Origin of the sequence: Edaphosphingomonas laterariae (assembly GCF_900188165.1) — a bacterium.
Classification (GTDB): domain Bacteria; phylum Pseudomonadota; class Alphaproteobacteria; order Sphingomonadales; family Sphingomonadaceae; genus Sphingomonas_E; species Sphingomonas_E laterariae.
Map to the genome: position 1 here is coordinate 67373 of NZ_FZOS01000006.1, position 17290 is coordinate 84662.

Sequence of the window (17290 nt, forward strand, 5' to 3'; positions counted from 1 at the left end):
TCTTTCGCAAGCGTCTTTCTCTGCCTACATTCCGGTCGCGATGACGACCCCGCCGATCAGCGAGCTATCCGACCGGGCACGCGACATTTTTCGTGTCGTCGTCGAAAGCTATATCGGCACCGGCGCGCCAGTGGGATCGCGCACCATTTCGCGCCTTTCCGGCCTCAATCTTTCGCCCGCCTCGATCCGCAACGTGATGCAGGATCTGGAGGAGCTGGGCCTTCTTGCTGCACCGCACACATCGGCCGGGCGAATGCCCACCGAAATCGGCCTGCGCCTGTTCGTCGACGGGATGATGCAGGCGGCCGAGCCATCCGCCCATGAACGCGCCGCGATCGAGGCGCGGATCACCGGCGGGCCGGTGGAAGATGCGCTGACGGCGGCAAGCGCGGTGCTATCCGGCCTGTCATCCTGCGCGGGTATCGTGCTCGTCCCCCCGCGTGAGCCGGTGGTGCGCCAGTTCGGCTTCGTGCCGCTGTCCCGCGATCAGGCGCTGGCCGTGCTGGTCGGCGCGGACGGCACGGTGGAAAATCGCGTCGTCGATCTGCCGCAGGGCACCCCCGCCCACCTGCTGACCGATGCCAGCAATTATATCAGCAGCCAGCTTTCGGGGCTGACGCTGCGGGAGGCCGAGGAAAAGCTGCGCGGCGAAATCGGCCATGGCCGCGCCGCGCTGGACAATGCCGCCGCCGATCTGATCGCGCGCGGCCTTGCCGTCTGGTCGGAAGACGGCGCGTCGCGCCCGGTGCTGATCGTGCGCGGCCAGGCCAATCTGATCGACCCGGCGGCGGCGGCCGACCTTGAACGCGTGCGCCAGTTGCTCGACGAACTGGAGAGCAAGGAGGAGATCGCCCGCCTGCTCGACAGCGCCCGATCCGGCCAGGGGATGAAGATCTTCATCGGATCGGAGAACAAACTATTCTCGCTTTCCGGCTCATCCGTGATAGCGGCCCCCTATCGCGGCGGCGACGGCCGCGTGGTCGGCGTGGTCGGAGTGATCGGGCCGACCCGGTTGAACTATGCGCGTGTCGTTCCCATGGTGGATTTCACCGCACAGACTTTGACGAGATTGATGGCATGACCGAACAGACGACCCCCGAGACCCCCGACGCCTCCGCGCCGGAGAGCGCCGAGGAGGCCGCGAAGAATCCGCTCGCCAATCTTGAGGCGGATCTGGAGAAGCTCAAGACCGACCTGCTCTACGCCCAGGCCGAAACGCAGAATGTGCGCCGCCGGCTGGAGAAGGAGAAGGCCGACGCCATCGCCTATGCCGCGACCGGCTTTGCCCGCGACATGCTTTCGGTGGCGGACAATATGGCCCGCGCGCTGGCCGCCGTGCCGCCCGAGGCTGCGTCCGACGAAAAGCTGAAGCCGTTCATCACCGGCATCGAGATGACCGCGCGCGAACTGGAAACCGTGTTCCAGCGCAACGGCATCAGCAAGATCCCGGCGATGGGCGAAGCGCTCGATCCCAATCGCCATCAGGCGATCATGGAAATGGAGCATGGCGAAGCGGCACCCGGCACGATCGTCCATGAAATGCAGACCGGCTACATGCTGAAGGATCGGCTGCTGCGCCCCGCGATGGTGGGCGTGGCGAAGGCCCCGGCCGGCCACAGCGTCGACACCCAGGCCTGATCGCCCGACCGCCGGGGACCGCGTGATGATGACGACGACGGCCCCCGGCGGGCGCGGATGAACGAAGCCGCCATCGCACCCGCGGCTTCGCGCTGGCGGATGATCGCCGCCAAGGCCAAGGCACCGGCGACGCTGGTCGCCGGCACCGTCGTCATCCTCAACATCATCCGCATCGTCAGCAGCATGGTGCTGACGCGCATGCTGGACGTCGAGGTATTCGGCGTCGTCGGCATCCTGACATCGATCACGATCATTTTCGGGATGATTTCCGACCTCGGCTTCGCGGCCTATGTGATCCGCAGCGCAGAGGGCACCGACAAACGCTTCCTCGATGAGATCTGGACGCTGCGGCTGATGCGATCCGCCGGGCTGGCGGTGTTGCTGGCGGTGCTCGCCTGGCCGATTTCCGCTTATATCGGCGAACCCGATCTCGCCCCGGCCCTGGCCGTGTTCGGCATGAGCTTCCTGCTGGAAGGGATCACGTCGATGGCAACGGCGACCTCGATCCGCAACGGACAGGTCGGCCGGATCAGCCTGTTCGACATCTCGGCCGCCGTCATCCAGACCGCGCTGACCATCTTCATCGCCTATTTCCTGCGCAGCTACTGGGCGATCATCTATGCCACGCTGCTCGGCAACGTCGTGAAGATCGTGCTGAGCTATGCGATGTTTTCGGGATCGCGCCGGCACTGGCATTTCAGCCGCGCGCGGGCGGCCGAACTGTGGCGCTTTGCCCGCTACATCACGGGATCGAGCATCCTGACGATGATCATCTCGCAGAGCGACAAGATCGCCCTGTCGCGGTTCCTGCCGCTCGATCTTTTCGGCCTCTACATGATCGCGGTGACGCTGGCGCAAGGCCCGCTGGCCTTTGCCGCGCCTTATGCCAACCGCGTCCTCTTTCCCGCTTATGCCCGCATCGCGCGCGAGGAGCCGGCAGCCTTGCGCGAGCGCTTCTACAGCTGGCGGCGGCGGATCAGCGCGCTGTTCGCGCTGGCGGCGGGCGGGTTGGTGACTTCGGCGCCGCTGGCGATCGAGCTGCTCTACGATCCGCGCTATCGCGGCGCGTCCGTCTATCTGCAACTGCTCGCCATCGGCGCGATCCCCGCGCTCAACACGCAAGCCGCCAACGCCGTGCTGATCGCGGCCGGACGGATGTGGACAACGATGGCCAGCAATATCGTGCGCTTGTGCTGGCTGATCGGCGGCGGCACGCTCGGCTATCTCGGCTTCGGCCCGATCGGCCTGATCGCAGCGGTGGGCACGGTCGAGGTGGCGGCGCAGCTTTATTACTGGTTCGCGCTCGGCCGCAACGGCCTGCTGAATGTGAAGGAAGAGCTGCTGTTGCTGGCCGCTGCCCTGCTCGGCGCGCTATTGGGCGAAGGCGTGACGGCCGTGGGCCTGCTGTTCATCCATTAAGGCGGTTTCGAACACGCGCGGCGCGGCTCAGCGCGCTTGTTCGACCTGTTCGATCAGCTGGAACAGGCGTTCCGGGGGTAGCGTGAAACCCTGTTCGACCGGATCGGCGACGACATAGCCCCAGCCTATGCCCGCCGCATCGGCAAAGGGCTTGAAGTGTGCATTGAAGCGATCCGGCGGCTGGATGGCGAGTGCAACGCTGCCCTGCGGAGCCGCCATCAGCACATGATTGTGGGCCGAGCCTTCCACGAAAACCGTCATTTCCGCATTGGCCAGCATGTCGACAATGTCGGCGACCTTTTCCTTTTCGGGGTTGAGGATCGCAAAGCCCCGCGCCGCCAGCAGTGCGGCGATCTGCGCCTCATTGGCAAGATGACGGGGCGAGCCGGTGACGCCGCGCGTAAGGAATACCCGCTTCGGCCCGCCCGGGCGGGCCTGGGCGCGCAGGCGCGATCGCAGCGCCGCCAGCCGTTCGGCCCAGCTCTGGTTGAGCCCGCGATCATCGACCAGCCAGAGCTGGCCGATGCGAGCGCGTTCAACGGCGCGCGCTTCCCTGCCCAACAGTGCGCGATAGCCCGGTTCGTGCAGCCAGGGCTTGCGCCGGGTTACGATCGGCGACCAGCCGCGCGTTGCGGCCAGTTCTTCATAGAGCAGACCATCCCGCAACCAGTGGCCGAAATAGCGTTCCGCCACCGAACTGGTGCACAGCATCGCCTCCCCGATCTCCTCGATCGGGCCGGTCAGCACATGGGGGCCATCATATTTGCGCAGCGCCAAATAACCGCGCCGGCTGAACAGCGCGCCATGCGCCATCACCACATCGGGGATCCGGTAGGCGACCGTGGCACCATGCGGGCACGGGCCGGCCTTCAGGCGGAAAAGTTCATAATCCCAGTTCGTTTCTTCCTGCACCTTGACGACGCGATCGAGATCGCCAGGCAGGCAATAGGCCGGTGGCGCGTCGCGTTCGAGCGCAGGGGCGAGCGTGATCTGTTCGACCGCGTCACCCAATATGTCCCGACGGACGCCCGGGAGCCGGCTCAATAGCCTCCCGCTGAAAGGCCGAAAGGACAGTGTCATGCCGCGCACCTGCCGGCATGGTCGAGAAGCCCGAGCAAATGCTGTTGCCGGGCCGCGAAGGTGGCGGACATGTCGTGCTGGCCGGCGAAACGACGGGCGGCGATGGCGGCGGCGCACAGCGCCTCGCGATCGCGATCCAGCGTGGCGATGCGGTCCGCCATCGCGGCCGGATCGTCCCGCCGCACGCTCCAGCCGACGGGCGCCAGCCGGACGATGCCGTCGAACGCCAGATTTTCATACGCCACCATCGGCACGCCGCAGCCAAAGGTTTCGAGATAGGTGCAGGATGGATCGGATTGGCGGTGGCAGCAGACGAACAGATCCACCTGTTCACGCAGATAGGGCATCAATCGCGTTTCGAAATCGACGCCGCCATGCAGCGTCACCCGATCGCCCAGCCCCGCTTCGCCGATCGCGCGGCCGATCGCATCGGACTGGCTGCCCGTACCGAAGATATCGAGATGGAAGGCAATACCGCGCGCCGCGAGTTCGCGGGCGACGGGCACGAGATGATCGGCGCCTTTCAGTGCTTCGAGCCGGCCGGTAAAGGCGAGCCTGAGCGGTCTGCCGCCGCGCAGCCGATCGGCCCGCGTTGCCATCGCCGCATCGTCCGCCATCATCGACACGGGCAACCGCGTGTCGAAGAAACACAGGGTCTGCGGGTTGATCCGGCCATAGAGATCGGCGGCAGGCGTGCCGTTCGCCTGCAGGCCATCCGCCCCACGGAAGATGCGCCGGCGACGCAGTTCCATGCCAGCCGCCCACACCGCGCTCTTCAACGTCTGCCACGCGCCGATATTCGCCGACGCGTTGATCTGGAGGCGCGTGCGCAGCAGGTTTTCGATGATGTAGACGATCGCGACGCCGAGCCGCCTGGCCTGGGCGAGCATCGGAAAATCGCGAATATCGTCGCCGCCGGCGAGGATGATGTCGGCATCGGCGATCAGCGCATCGGGAATCGGCGCCTCGGCATCGGCCAGCGCGATTTCGAAACCCAGCGCCTGCGGATCATAGAGGCGCCCGAAGGAAATCGTGGCCTGCGGGCCCCGGCGGAAGATCGCCCGCACCGGCCCAGGCCAGTCCCGATGCCATGTGGCAAGGCCACTGATCGCCTTGTCATCGAGGAATATGCCACCGTCTCCGGGCGCCGCGAAAACGCTGGGGACGATGACAACGCGTGGCCCGGCGCCACCGCGCCAGCCGGGCGAACCATCCACTTCACCTACCCTTTCGGCGCGCATCCATTCCGTTCCATCATCGGCCGGCCGCGATGGGCCAGCCAGCGCCGCGAATTTCGCCCGGCCATTGACGCGAAAAACTATCCAACCCCTGAAGCGAAGGCAAAAAGATTGTCGCTACACTGCGGCAGCCGGCCCCAGCGATCCCACGGCCGATCCCGGCACGCAGCCGATCGGCGCATCGCCCGATTTCTTGACATGCAAGGGATAATCCGGCTGTAGGGGCGGATCGGCGCCGCGCCATCCCTGCGCCGGCGCCTCGCCCCCGGCATTTTTCGGGGACGCCCGAAACCGAGGTCGAACCATGTCCCAAGCCACCGGCGAACGCGGCGGCGCGCCTTCGTTCCGCATGGGTTTCCGCGAATTCGTGGGGCTCGTGGCCATGTTGATGGCGATCAACGCGCTGGGCATCGATTCGATGCTGCCCGCGCTGCCCGCGATCGGCGACGCGCTCGACATCGGCAACGACAATCAGCGCCAGTGGATCATCGCGGCCTATGTGTTCGGTTTCGGATCGACGCAGCTGATCTATGGCCCGCTGGCCGATCGCTTCGGCCGCAAGCCGATCCTGCTGATCAGCATGATGCTGTTCGCCGCGACCAGCGTGCTGGCGGCCTTCGCCTGGGACTTCCAGTCGATCATCGCCGCGCGTGTGCTGCAGGGCGTATGTGCGGCGGCATCGCGCGTGCTGGCCATATCGATCGTCCGCGACCGTTATTCGGGCCGGCAGATGGCGCGGGTGATGTCGCTGTCGTTCATCGTGTTCCTCGCCGTGCCGATCCTGGCGCCGACGATCGGCCAGTTCATCCTGCTGTTCGCGCCCTGGCAGGGCATCTTCCTGTTCCTGGCGCTGTTCGGCATCGTGCTGGTCGGCTGGGCGGCTCTGCGCCTGCCCGAAACGCTGCATCCCGAAGACCGCCGCCCGATTTCGATCGCGAAGATCAGCAGCGCGGCCAAGGTGGTGATCGGCAACCGTTATTCGCGGGGCTACACGCTGGCATCGACCATGTTGTTCGGCGCGCTGATGGGTTTCATCACCTCCGTCCAGCAGATCTTCAGCGACATCTTCCACGAGGTCGATCTGTTCCCGTTGATCTTCGCCGGGATCGCCGCGTCGATGGGCGTCGCATCCTATCTCAATTCGCGCATCGTGGAACGGCTGGGCACGCGGCTGGTGTCGCACACCGCGCTGGTCGGCTTCATCCTCTGTTCGGCCGTGCATGTCGCCGTCGCGGCGAGCGGGCATGAAACGCTGCTGACCTTCGCGCTGCTGCAGGCGGCGACGATGGGCTGCTTCGGCCTGGCGGGATCCAATTTCGGGTCGATGGCGATGGAGCCGGTGGGCCATATCGCGGGCACGGCATCGTCGATCCAGGGTTTCACATCGACGGTGGGCGGCGCCGCGCTCGGCATCCTGATCGGCCAGCATTATGACGGCACGACCCTGCCGATGGCGGCGGGTTATCTGGTGCTCGGCCTCGTGTCGCTTGCCATCGTCGCGGTCACGGAACGCGGCAAGCTGTTCCGTGGCCATCCGGTCGCCAACGAAACCGTTTCCTGACCGATCAATAATCCTTCGAGACGCGGACGTTGGCGCTCGTGCGCCCGATCGTGGAGATGCTGGACAGGAGCGATAGCCAGCGCGTGATCTGAAACTCGATCCGCGTCGCCGAATAGCCCTGACCGTCGGTCACCAGCTCCACATAGGTCTTGCGGGTGATATATTTGCCCGCCGCGATCGAGGTGCCCTGCCCCGTCGTCGTATCCGCCGGCAGGATGCGCAGGCGATCGAGCCCCGCCGCCTGGCGGACGGCGTTGATCGGGTTGAGGCCGGTGCCGCCGCCCTGCAGCGAGGCGACGGCGGCGGCCAGCTGCACCGCTTCGGGCGCAGACAGGTTGGTGATCGACGTACCGAACAGCATCCGCGACAACAATTCATCCTCCGGCAGCGCGGGAATGCTGACGAACTTGATTTCGGGCCGATAAGCGGTGCCCGACACCCGGATCGTCGCGTTCAGATCCTGCATGTCCGCTTCCGCCACGATATCGAGCACTGGATCGGGCGGGGTTTCGCCAAGGAAGCGGATGGAGCCGCGTTCGAGATCGAAGCGGCGGCCGGCAAATTCATAACCGCCGCGCACCAGATCGGCCCGGCCGCTGATCGCCGGATTGTCGATCGTGCCCTTGATGGCGAGATCGGCCCGCCATTCGGAATCGAGGCCCAGCCCCGTCACCGTCAGGCGGTTGCGCGCCTTGGCCTTGAGGTCGAGCCCCCATGGCATCGGCGGCGCTTCGACATCGCCTTCATCGGCCGGGCGATTGATTTCCGTCACCTTGAGGCGCGGGATTTCGGCGGCGGCGGCGCGGCCGAGGCGGAAACGCCCGCGATCGAGCGTGACATCGCCCGCGATCAGCCCGCTGCCACGCGCCGCCGTGATCCGGATCGGCCCGGTGACCGTGGCGCCGATATCGTCGCGATTGATCAGCACCGCGCTGCGCGCTTCGGCCGCGAGATCCATCGCAAAACCGCTGTCGAGCGCGAAATCGACGCTGCCGCGCCCGGTGACCGCGCCGTCATCGCGCGTCTGGCCGCTGAAACTGTCGATCACCAGCCGCGATCCGCCGAAGCGGCCGGCGGCCTTGACGTTGGTGATGATCGTGCCGCTGACCGCGCTTTCGATGCGGGCATCGCTGGTCCGCAGCGAGCCGCGAATCTGCGGATCGGCCAGCCGCCCGGTGACGTCCGCGCCGATGGCGACGGGGCCGGACACGTCGATCGTGCCGACGCCGGTGAGCCGCCACAAGGTATCGGCCGGGCCGTCATAGCGTAGCTGGGCGAATAGCGGGGCGTTCATCAGCCGCGTGGCGATATCGCCCTCACCCAGCGGGGCAAGGCGGGCCTGGGCGCGGCCGAGCGTCTTGCCGCCCGTCGCCACCACCGCCCGCGCCACCGCGCGATCGCCGCTGAGCACGGCGGCGAGCCCCATGTCGACCGGGGTTGAGGACAGGACGAGGCCCGAACGGGTGAGCCCACGCACCTTGATGTCCGCCCGGCCCGTTGGCGCGCTGCCTTCCACCGATTGATAGCTGATCTTGCCGCTCGCCTGCCCGCCGAGCGCGAGGCGCGGCACGACGATATCGAGCACGGTGAGCGGCATGCGATCGACGCCGGCATCCACCGACAGGGCGGTCGACGTATAGCGCCCCGCCAGCGTGGCGTTGCCGCCATTGAACTGGAGGCGGGTAGTGGCGAGCTGCCAGCCATCATCCACCTGCGTCAGCTGCGCCGGGGTGACGAGCCGCAATGGCCGCCCGTCGAGCGTGCCCTGCCCGCTGAGCGTGACGCGGCCCGGCGCGATATCGGCATCCGCATTGACCGCGAAAGCGCGCCCGCGATTGCCGGCGACCATCGCCGTCACCTTGCCGGCGCCGCCCGCCAGTTCCGCCTCGGCACGGACCCGCCCGATCGCGACATTGCCATAACGGACGCCGAGCCCGCTGGCGCGCCCGGTGATCGACATGCCATCGGGATCGAGCCGCAACGACCCGTCGATCCGCCCGCGCGCCACGCGGATTTCCGGCGGGCCGGGGAAGGCCGCGCGCAAGAGGGCGACATGCGCCTCGATTTCCTGTTCGCCCAGCACCGGACGGAAGATCAGTTCGCCATCCAGCCCGCCGCCCTTCAGCCCAAGCCGGCCAAGGAAGCCGCCAGTCTGCGCTTGCAAGGCGCCGCTTGCCCGCGTGTTGGCGACGTCGAGCGCCGCCACGCCGATCGTCGCCGGGCTGCCCGCCGGCAGCAGGATCTGCCCGTTGCTGATGAACGGCCCGAGCCGCGATCCGCCATTGGCGCGATAGGCGAAGCCCTGCGGGTTGGGATCGAGGTGGAGCATCACCTTGCTCAACCCCAGCGCATCCATCGGCCGTGCGAGCGCGAGATCGATGCGGGGACGGCTGATATCGCCATCCAGCGTCATCGTGAACGGGCCATATTCGCCCTGGCTGCCCGCCCCTTCGAAATAGAAAGTGCCGTCGCGACGGCGCAGGCCGTTGCCGGTAATCGTGATCGTCGGCCCGCGCAGGCGCAGGTTGCGGAACAGCAGGATTCCATCCGGCCCGCGCACGAGACCCGTCTCGATCTGCGGCAATCCACCCGCGAGCGAGGCGAAGAAGGCATTGTCGAACCGACGCACCCAGCCGCGCCCGGTGCCCTGCACGATCGTGCCGCGCCCGCCGGGGCCGGGCACCGCCTTGAGATCGCTGGTCACGTCGACAAGGCCGATCCCCGGGATCAGATAGCGCGTCAGCCCGCCCGAAATGCCGACATCATATTGGCCGGTGACGAGGTTGAGGAACAGGGCCAGCTTGCCCTTCAGCTTGTCCGACGACAGGCGCAGCCCATTGCCGCGCACATCGCGCGCCGTGACGTCGAGCACGCCATCGACCGACAGATTGGCCAGGATGCCGCCCGCGACGTCGCCGACGCCCGTCACCCGCCGCGCGGTGAGCCGCACGGGCAACTTGACCGGCGGATCGGAAAGCTTGCCGCGTCCCTGCGCGCGGACGACTTCGAACCCGGTATTGTCGAACGCGGCGCGATCGGCCGTCAGCGCATAATCGAAGCCCGCCGTCTTGAACGGGCCGTTGAGCAGCACCTTGAGGCGGATGTTGTTGCCCGTCATGTTCGGGAACATCGCCGGCGGCTTCAGCAGCCGGGCATTGACCTGAACGCCATCGAAGCCGCTTTCGGCAAGATCGAGCACACCGGCTAAATCGATGGTGAGCGCCGGGGAGCGCAACGACAGCGTGGAATCGAGCCGGCGATCGGCGAGCTTGGCCTCACCGGTGACAAGGATGCGCGGCGCGGTGAGGCGCTGGAGCTTGCCCTTCAGCAGCGGCGACGGCGCCAGCGTGCCGGACAGCGAATAATTCCCCTCCCGCACCCCAAGCGCGAGATCGACGACGTGGAATGCACCGATATCGAGCTTGGCCACGCCCTTCCACGTCTTCCACGTCCCGTCGCCGCGCACGACGAGACCGATCGGCCGTTCGGTGCCGGCAACCTTGCCGACGACACCGCCCTTCGGCGAATGGAGATTGGCATCGAGATCGAAGCGATCGCGATCGGGTTCGGCATCGAGCAGCAGGGTGAAGCGATCGCCGGCATCGGTGGACGCGGCAAGATCGACCAATGCTCGCCCGTTGCGGATATCCGCCTTGCCCTTGATCCGGCCGACGCGGCGCTGGCCGGAAACGCCGGGTTCGATACGGATCGTCTGGATATCGAGATCGCCGACATGAATGTCGAAGCCCGGCAGGATCGGCCCGCCCGGCTTCTTGCCGGGATGGAATTTGGGCAGGCGGTGCAGGATGGCGATATCGGTCGCCAGCCGATCGATATGGAGCCGGTTGGCGAGCCACGCGCTGGGCCGCCAATCGAGATCGAGTTCGGGCACCTCGAGGAACAGGCCGCGCGGATCGTAGAGCCGCAGGTCGCGCAGCTTGGTGCGCCCCCAGAGCGAGCCGTCGATCCGGCCGATGCGGATCTTGAGACCCGATGAAGGCGACAATTGCGCCACGCGATCGGCCAGGAAACGATGGCCGGGATCGGTATCGATCGCCAGCAACGCCGCCCCCGCCAGCGCGATCAGGCCGGCCAGCGCCCAAAGCAGCCAGCGCACGGGCGCCCACAGGCGGGATTTGCGCCGGCCGGGTGAGGACGCGGGGGGTGGCGTTTCGCCCTCAGGGATCATCCCGGAGCTCAAAAAGCCTGCCCCAGCGACACATAGACCGCAACCTTCGCGTCGCCCGGCTGCGGATTGAGCGGCGTGCCGACATCGACGCGGATCGGGCCGAAGCTGCTGTAATAGCGCACGCCCAGCCCCGCGCCGTAGCGCAGATCGGTGAACGTGGGCAGCGCATCGGTGTAGATGTTGCCGGCGTCGAGGAACGGCACCACGCCGAAATTGCCGATGCGGTAGCGCCCTTCGATCGAAAATTCCGCCAGGCTGCGGCCGCCGATGGGATCGTTGTTCAGATCGCGCGGGCCGATATCCTGATAGCCATAGCCGCGCACCGATCCGCCGCCGCCGGCATAGAAGCGCCGCGACGGGGCAATGCGATCGCGGCTCGCCCCGAAGATCGCGCCGACACGCACCCGCCCGGCCATGGTGAAGCGATCATTGACCGGCAGATAGGCGCTCGCATCCACCTGCGACTTCCAATAGGCGAAGGCGCTGCCCTGGAAGGAAGCTTCGGGCGACACGCGCGCCGAGAGGCGGAAGCCGCGCATCGGGTTCAACAGGTCGTCCGACCCGTCATAAGCCAGCGTCGTCGGCAGCGCGGCGATGATGAAGGTGCGGCGGCGCGGAATATCGGTTGCGCCCTCGACATCCTTTTCGTCGGAAAGCGCCAGTTCGGCACCCAGCGACCAGGTCCACGTCTTCTGCCAGATGATGTTGGTCTGCCGTTCCAGCGCCGCGCCGATGGTGAAGGTGCGCGCTTCATAGGCGTCACGCTCGGTATGGCTGGCGACGACCTGCGCATTGAGCACACGATCGCGCGCCTTGAAATTGTTGCGGCGGAGCAGGACGCCGAGCGACTGTTCCTGCGTGCCGGCCACGCCGCGCACGGTGACGGCGCCTTCGGGGCTGATCAGGTTGCGATGCTGCCAGCTCACTTCGGCACGCACGCCTTCGCCCGTGCCATAGCCCAGTTCGCCCGCGATCGTGCGCACCGGCGCGCGTTCCAGCGCCACCGCCATGTCCACCGTGTCGGGCGTATCACCGGGTTCGGGCGTCAGCGTCACCTGAGACACCAGCCCGGTCTGGATCAAAGCGCGCCGGAAATCATCGACCTTGGCGCTGTCATAGGGATCGCCGGGATGGAAACGCGCGATGCGGCCGAGATGCTTGACCGAGAAGATCGGGCGGCCGCGCGTCTCGATCTCGCCAAAGCGCTTGGCGCCGCCGGGATCGAGCGTGGCCTTCAACGTGGCCGTGCGGGTGTCGTGATCGACGACGATCTCGGCCTCGTCGAGCTTGCCGAAGGGAAAACCGCTGCGGCCGAGCGCCAGCCGCAAATTGGCCTGCGCGGCGGTGACGGCGGCGGCATCCACCACATCGTCCCGCTTGACCGGGAAGGCGTTGCGCAGCGCATCGGCCTTGTCGCCGGCAGCGTCGATCCCGACGATCTCAACATCGGTGAATCGATAGACTTCGCCGGCCTCCGCCTCCAGCACCACGGTGATCGCGCCGGCGCCCCGCCCTTCGACGCGGGTGCGGACAAAGGCGTCATAATAGCCGTGCGCGCGCAGCAGATCGGCCAGCATCCGCTGATCTTCGCGCGCGCGCCGGTCGATCTGGGCGACGTTGGCGTCCTTGTCGTCCCCGGCTTCGAGCGCGGAAAGCGAATCGAACTGGGCGCGGATCTTCTCCTTCGCCACCACCAGCCCGTCGAGGCCCGAAACCGAGACATGGTAGCGGCGCTCGGCCGATGCATCGATCGGCGTGGCGGGTGGTGCCGTGGGTGGGGTGGGCGCCGCCGGCTCTGCCGTCTGCACAAGCGGGGCGCCGGGGGCGATGGGCGAAACGGCCGGCGGTACGCCGTCCATCGGCGCCGGCTCGGCCGATTCCTCGGCATCGGCAGGCACGTCATCGGGTGCGTCGAGATCGGGCCAGGCGATGCCCAGATCGGGCAATTCCTGCATCGGCGAGGTTGGATCGAGCCCGCCATCGGGCGGCGGGGGCATGGTGGCATCCGCCGCCACCTGCGCCAGCACGGGATTCGCGCAGACGAGCAGCGCTGTGGCCAGCGCAAGGCTTCGCGTAGTGCGCCGGCGAAAATCCACTTGCATGACGGTTAACTAGCGTCGCCCGATGCGCCCCGCCAGCCGGGAAAACGCAGGCCATGGCAGGCCCGGCCCGAAAGCCGCGGACGCCGCTTTGAAAGGATGGAAAAGCCCCGCGATGCGGTGGGATGCCGATCCCGCTGGGGGCGGGATATACGGCGGATAAAAGCTGGTCGGGGCGACAGGATTCGAACCTGCGACCCCCAGACCCCCAGTCTGATGCGCTACCAGGCTGCGCTACGCCCCGACCTAGCCTTCAGGGCCACCCCGGTTTCCCGAAGGTTCCAGCCCTAGGCGGCGCGCTTTACTGAGGTCCGCCCGCACATGCAAGCCGCATGTCGGTGGCAATGGCGATGACATTGCGTCCGGCGCGCGGCAGGCCTAGATAAGTAGCGAAAGGAAACTTACATGGCCACCAGCCCCCGCGATTATGGCGTCGCGACGCCCCAACAGATTGCCGGCATGAGCGGGCGCGAAATGCTGGAGGCGATGATCGCCGGCCACCTGCCCGCCCCGCCGATCGCGCGGCTGATGGGCTTCGGGCTGGTCGAAGTGGGTGACGGCGTGGCGATTTTCGAAGGCACGCCCTTTCCCGATCTGCTCAACCCGCTGGGCACCGTCCATGGCGGCTGGGCGCTGACCCTGATCGACAGCGCCGGCGGCTGCGCGGCGCACAGCACGCTGCCGCCGGGCCATGGCTATACGACGATCGAGACCAAGGCGAACTTCGCCCGCCCGCTCAGCCCCGATAGCGGCCCGATCCGCGCCGAGGGCCGGGTAATCACCGGCGGGCGGCGGATCATCGCCACCGATATCCGCATGACCGATTCGCGCGGACGGATCGTCGCCCACGGCACATCGACGCTGATGGTGTTCGCGCCCGAGGCATGATCGCCCCGCCCGCGCGGCTGAACAGGACAGGCTGAACAGGGCTGGGTCGAACAGGACCGGGCTGAACAGGATTCAGCATGGCACCCGGCAGCAGCGCGATAAGCCCGTTGAATCAAGCGGCCCCGAAACATTGCGTAGCGCGCGCACCGTTGCGTGGATCGCCCTTCCCGTGATAGGCGCCTCGCCTTTCCCGGGCCTTGTTGACGGCCACGCTTTCCAGGAAGCCCTATCCCGATGTTCGTGACCCCCGCATATGCCCAGGCAGCCGGCGCTGCCCCCTCCTCCGGCGGCAGCATTGCCGTTCTGGTCGGCCAGTTCGTCCTGCTTGGCGCCATCTTCTGGTTCCTCATCATCCGCCCGCAGCAGAAGAAGCTGAAGGAGCATCGCGCCAAGATCGACGCGGTGAAGAAAGGCGACACCGTCGTCACCGGCGGCGGCATCATCGGCAAGGTGACCAAGGTCGAAGAGCATGAAGTGGAGGTCGAAATCGCCTCCTCGGTGAAGATCAAGGTCGTCAAGGCGACCCTCACCGATGTCCAGCCGCTCGGCGGCGCCAAGCCCGCCAACGACTGAGCCCCAACATGCTCGATTTCCCGCGCTGGAAGGTCTGGACGATCGTCACCACGGTGGTCGTCGGCATATTGCTGTCGATCCCAAGCCTGATCCCCGAAGCGACACTGGCGCGGGCTGGCCTGGCCGGTCTGCCGAGGATCAACCTCGGCCTCGACCTGGCCGGCGGCAGCCACATCCTGCTGGAAGCCGACACCGCCGACGTCGCCAAGCAGCGCCTCCAGCTGATGGAGGAGAATGTCCGCACCGAGATGCGGCGCGGCGACACCAGGATCGAGATCGGTGACATCTCCACCGCCGGCGGGAAGCTGAGCTTCTTCGTCCGCGACACGACCAAGCTGGACACCGCGGTCGAGCGCATCCGCACGCTGACCCAGCCCGCCGGCATGACCGGCCAGCGCGACTGGGACGTCGCCGTGGTCGATTCGACCCGGATCGTGCTGACGCCCACCAAATCGGGCCTCGACACCGCCGTGAACGACGCGATGGACGTCGCCACCGATGTCGTCCGCCGCCGCATCGACGAAATGGGCACGCGCGAACCGACGATCATCCGTCAGGGCAGCGAGCGCATCGTCGTCCAGGTGCCGGGCCTGCAGAACCCCGAGGCGCTGAAATCGCTGCTCGGCAAGACCGCCAAGCTGGAATTCAAGCTGGTCGACCTGACGGTGAGCCCGGCCGACATCGCCGCCAATCGCGCGCCTCCGGGCAGCCAGATCCTGCCTTATCCCGACAATCCCGGCGGCGTGCCCGCCATCGCCGTCTATCGCCGCGTGATGGTAAGCGGCGACGAGCTGATCGACGCCAAGCAGAGCTTCGACCAGCAGGGCCGCCCCGTCACCAGCATCGCGTTCAACAATTCGGGCGGCCGCAAGTTCGGCCGGGTGACGACCGAGAATGTCGGCAAGCCGTTCGCGATGATCCTCGACGGCAAGGTCATTTCCGCGCCGAACATCAACGAACCGATCCTCGGTGGCCAGGCGCAGATTTCGGGCAACTTCACCGTCCAGACGGCGAACGAACTCGCCATCGCGCTCAAGTCCGGCAAGCTGCCGGTCGCGCTGAAGGTGGTCGAGGAACGCACCGTCGGTCCCGATCTCGGCGCGGATTCGATCCGTTCGGGCACGATCGCGGCGATCATCGCCACCGTCGCCGTCGTGGTCTTCATGCTCGTCACCTACGGCCGCTTCGGCGTCTATGCGAACATCGCGCTGGTCATCAACATTCTGATGGTCCTGGGCGTGATGGCGCTCGCCGGCGCGACGCTGACGCTGCCCGGCATCGCCGGCTTCGTGCTGACGATCGGCGCCGCGGTTGACGCCAACGTGCTGATCAACGAGCGTATCCGCGAGGAACAGCGACGCGGCCGCAACGTCATCCAGTCGATCGAACTTGGCTATAAGGAAGCCAGCCGCGCAATCTTCGACGCGAACATCACCAACACCATCGCGGCCGTGATCATGTTCATGCTCGGCACGGGGCCGGTGAAGGGTTTCGCCGTCGTGCTGATCATCGGTATCGCCACCTCGGTGTTCACCGCCGTCACGCTCACGCGCCTGATGGTTTCCCGCTGGCTGCGCACCAAGCGCCCGCAGACCATCACCATCTGATCGGGATATCGACCCATGCGTTTGCTCAAGCTCGTCCCCGACAACACCAATATCGGCTTCGTGAAGCTGAGGTGGATCGCCTTTTCGTTCACGCTGGTGCTGACGATCGCGTCGCTGGCGCTGATCGGCATGCGCGGCCTCAACCTCGGCGTGGACTTCGTCGGCGGCCTGATGATCGAGACCGAGTTCCAGAAGCCGGTTTCGCTCGATGAGCTGCGCGGCAAGGTGAACCAGCTCGGCGTGGGCGAAAGCTCGCTCCAGCAGTTCGGCCAGGCCAATGTCGTGTCGATCCGCCTGCCGCTGCCCGAATCCACCGACGAAGGCGCCACCAACGCGGTGGTGAAGAAGGTGCAGACCGCATTGTCCGCCGAATATCCCGGCGTGCAGTTCCGCCGCACCGATACCGTGTCGGGCAAGGTTTCGGGTGAGCTGATCCGCACCGGCGTGATCGCGGTCGTGCTGTCGATCGTCGGCATCGCGCTGTTTTCGTGGTTCCGCTTCGAATGGCAGTTCGGCGTTTCGACCGCCGTCGCCATCGTCCACGACGTGATCGTGACCATGGGCTTCTTCGCGCTGACCCAGATCGAGTTCGACCTGTCGATCGTCGCGGCCGTGCTCACCATCGTCGGCTATTCGATCAACGACAAGATCGTCATCGACGATCGTATCCGCGAAAATCTGCGCAAATATCGCCAGATGGACATGCGGACGCTGGTCGACCTGTCGGTCAACGAAACGCTGCCGCGTACGGTGATGACCTCGTTGACGCTGCTCATCGCGCTCGGCGCGCTGCTGATCTTCGGCGGCGACGTGATCCGCGGCTTCACCGCCGCGATGATGCTCGGCATCCTCGTCGGCACCTATTCGTCGATCTACGTCTCCTCGTCGCTGCTCATCTCGCTCGGCGTGACCGCGCAGAGCTTCGCGCCCAAGGCCGCCGGCAATGCGGAGCGCGTCACCAAGCGCGACAATGAGGGCGCGGTTCCCTGAGGTCCGCC

The 17290-nt window shown here is 66.7% G+C and carries 12 protein-coding genes and 1 tRNA gene; 8 read left to right on the forward strand and 5 right to left on the reverse strand.

Features of this window, described 5'->3' with window-relative positions; translation table 11 throughout:
• The first annotated feature begins 40 nt into the window (after positions 1 to 40).
• From hrcA to CHB74_RS07510, 3 genes are read left to right on the forward strand one after another with little or no spacing between them, the layout of a single operon-like run.
• On the forward strand, positions 41 to 1081 hold the full coding sequence (hrcA, locus tag CHB74_RS07500; protein ID WP_089219011.1) for a heat-inducible transcriptional repressor HrcA: 1041 nt from the start codon (positions 41 to 43) through the stop codon (positions 1079 to 1081).
• Positions 1078 to 1638: a nucleotide exchange factor GrpE gene (grpE, locus tag CHB74_RS07505; RefSeq protein WP_089219012.1), complete on the forward strand. Its 561-nt coding sequence runs from the start codon at positions 1078 to 1080 to the stop codon at positions 1636 to 1638. Before hrcA ends, grpE begins: the two co-directional genes overlap by 4 nt.
• A gap of 57 nt (positions 1639 to 1695) precedes the next feature.
• Positions 1696 to 3057 (forward strand): oligosaccharide flippase family protein, encoded by a 1362-nt coding sequence (locus CHB74_RS07510; protein ID WP_089219013.1) that lies wholly within the window; start codon positions 1696 to 1698, stop codon positions 3055 to 3057.
• A 27-nt stretch (positions 3058 to 3084) separates the two neighbouring features.
• On the opposite strand, the gene CHB74_RS07515 is transcribed toward CHB74_RS07510, so the two are convergent.
• Both CHB74_RS07515 and CHB74_RS07520 read right to left on the reverse strand, forming a co-directional pair.
• The gene (locus CHB74_RS07515; RefSeq protein WP_179220752.1) at positions 3085 to 4101 is read right to left on the reverse strand and encodes a glycosyltransferase 61 family protein; all 1017 of its coding nucleotides are present in this window, start codon (positions 4099 to 4101) and stop codon (positions 3085 to 3087) included.
• A gap of 32 nt (positions 4102 to 4133) precedes the next feature.
• Complete coding sequence (locus CHB74_RS07520; RefSeq protein ID WP_089219015.1) at positions 4134 to 5378, reverse strand: glycosyltransferase; 1245 nt, start codon at positions 5376 to 5378, stop codon at positions 4134 to 4136.
• Between the two features lie 301 nt (positions 5379 to 5679).
• Here CHB74_RS07520 and CHB74_RS07530 point away from each other — a divergent pair, with 301 nt between their 5' ends.
• Entirely contained in the window at positions 5680 to 6936 is a 1257-nt protein-coding gene (locus CHB74_RS07530) for a multidrug effflux MFS transporter (protein ID WP_089219017.1), read from the forward strand.
• Between the two features lie 4 nt (positions 6937 to 6940).
• Here CHB74_RS07530 and CHB74_RS07535 read toward each other — a convergent pair whose 3' ends face one another.
• The 3 genes from CHB74_RS07535 to CHB74_RS07545 all read right to left on the reverse strand — a co-directional run bounded on the left by CHB74_RS07535 (position 6941) and on the right by CHB74_RS07545 (position 13468).
• Entirely contained in the window at positions 6941 to 11125 is a 4185-nt protein-coding gene (locus tag CHB74_RS07535) for a translocation/assembly module TamB domain-containing protein (protein WP_089219018.1), read from the reverse strand.
• Positions 11126 to 11133: 8 nt separating this feature from the next.
• Positions 11134 to 13227, reverse strand: a complete 2094-nt coding sequence (locus tag CHB74_RS07540) for an autotransporter assembly complex protein TamA (RefSeq protein WP_089219019.1) — start codon at positions 13225 to 13227, stop codon at positions 11134 to 11136.
• Positions 13228 to 13391: 164 nt separating this feature from the next.
• A tRNA-Pro gene (locus CHB74_RS07545) sits at positions 13392 to 13468 on the reverse strand.
• Between the two features lie 161 nt (positions 13469 to 13629).
• Here CHB74_RS07545 and CHB74_RS07550 point away from each other — a divergent pair.
• The 4 genes from CHB74_RS07550 (at position 13630) to secF (ending at position 17282) form a co-directional block, all read left to right on the forward strand.
• Positions 13630 to 14112 (forward strand): PaaI family thioesterase, encoded by a 483-nt coding sequence (locus tag CHB74_RS07550; RefSeq protein WP_089219020.1) that lies wholly within the window; start codon positions 13630 to 13632, stop codon positions 14110 to 14112.
• A gap of 234 nt (positions 14113 to 14346) precedes the next feature.
• The gene (gene yajC, locus CHB74_RS07555) at positions 14347 to 14685 is read left to right on the forward strand and encodes a preprotein translocase subunit YajC (protein ID WP_089219021.1); all 339 of its coding nucleotides are present in this window, start codon (positions 14347 to 14349) and stop codon (positions 14683 to 14685) included.
• Between the two features lie 8 nt (positions 14686 to 14693).
• A complete protein-coding gene (gene secD / locus CHB74_RS07560; RefSeq protein ID WP_089219022.1) occupies positions 14694 to 16292 on the forward strand; it encodes a protein translocase subunit SecD in 1599 nt (532 codons plus the stop codon).
• 15 nt (positions 16293 to 16307) lie between these two features.
• On the forward strand, positions 16308 to 17282 hold the full coding sequence (gene secF, locus CHB74_RS07565; RefSeq protein WP_089219023.1) for a protein translocase subunit SecF: 975 nt from the start codon (positions 16308 to 16310) through the stop codon (positions 17280 to 17282).
• The last annotated feature ends 8 nt before the right edge of the window (positions 17283 to 17290 follow it).

Coding starts and splice junctions, on each gene's coding strand:
- hrcA (WP_089219011.1), top strand. CDS start 41: ATGACGACCCCGCCGATCAGCGAGCTATCCGACCGGGCACGCGACATT.
- grpE (WP_089219012.1), top strand. CDS start 1,078: ATGACCGAACAGACGACCCCCGAGACCCCCGACGCCTCCGCGCCGGAG.
- CHB74_RS07510 (WP_089219013.1), top strand. CDS start 1,696: ATGAACGAAGCCGCCATCGCACCCGCGGCTTCGCGCTGGCGGATGATC.
- CHB74_RS07520 (WP_089219015.1), bottom strand. CDS start 5,378: ATGCGCGCCGAAAGGGTAGGTGAAGTGGATGGTTCGCCCGGCTGGCGC.
- CHB74_RS07530 (WP_089219017.1), top strand. CDS start 5,680: ATGTCCCAAGCCACCGGCGAACGCGGCGGCGCGCCTTCGTTCCGCATG.
- CHB74_RS07535 (WP_089219018.1), bottom strand. CDS start 11,125: ATGATCCCTGAGGGCGAAACGCCACCCCCCGCGTCCTCACCCGGCCGG.
- CHB74_RS07540 (WP_089219019.1), bottom strand. CDS start 13,227: ATGCAAGTGGATTTTCGCCGGCGCACTACGCGAAGCCTTGCGCTGGCC.
- CHB74_RS07550 (WP_089219020.1), top strand. CDS start 13,630: ATGGCCACCAGCCCCCGCGATTATGGCGTCGCGACGCCCCAACAGATT.
- yajC (WP_089219021.1), top strand. CDS start 14,347: ATGTTCGTGACCCCCGCATATGCCCAGGCAGCCGGCGCTGCCCCCTCC.
- secD (WP_089219022.1), top strand. CDS start 14,694: ATGCTCGATTTCCCGCGCTGGAAGGTCTGGACGATCGTCACCACGGTG.
- secF (WP_089219023.1), top strand. CDS start 16,308: ATGCGTTTGCTCAAGCTCGTCCCCGACAACACCAATATCGGCTTCGTG.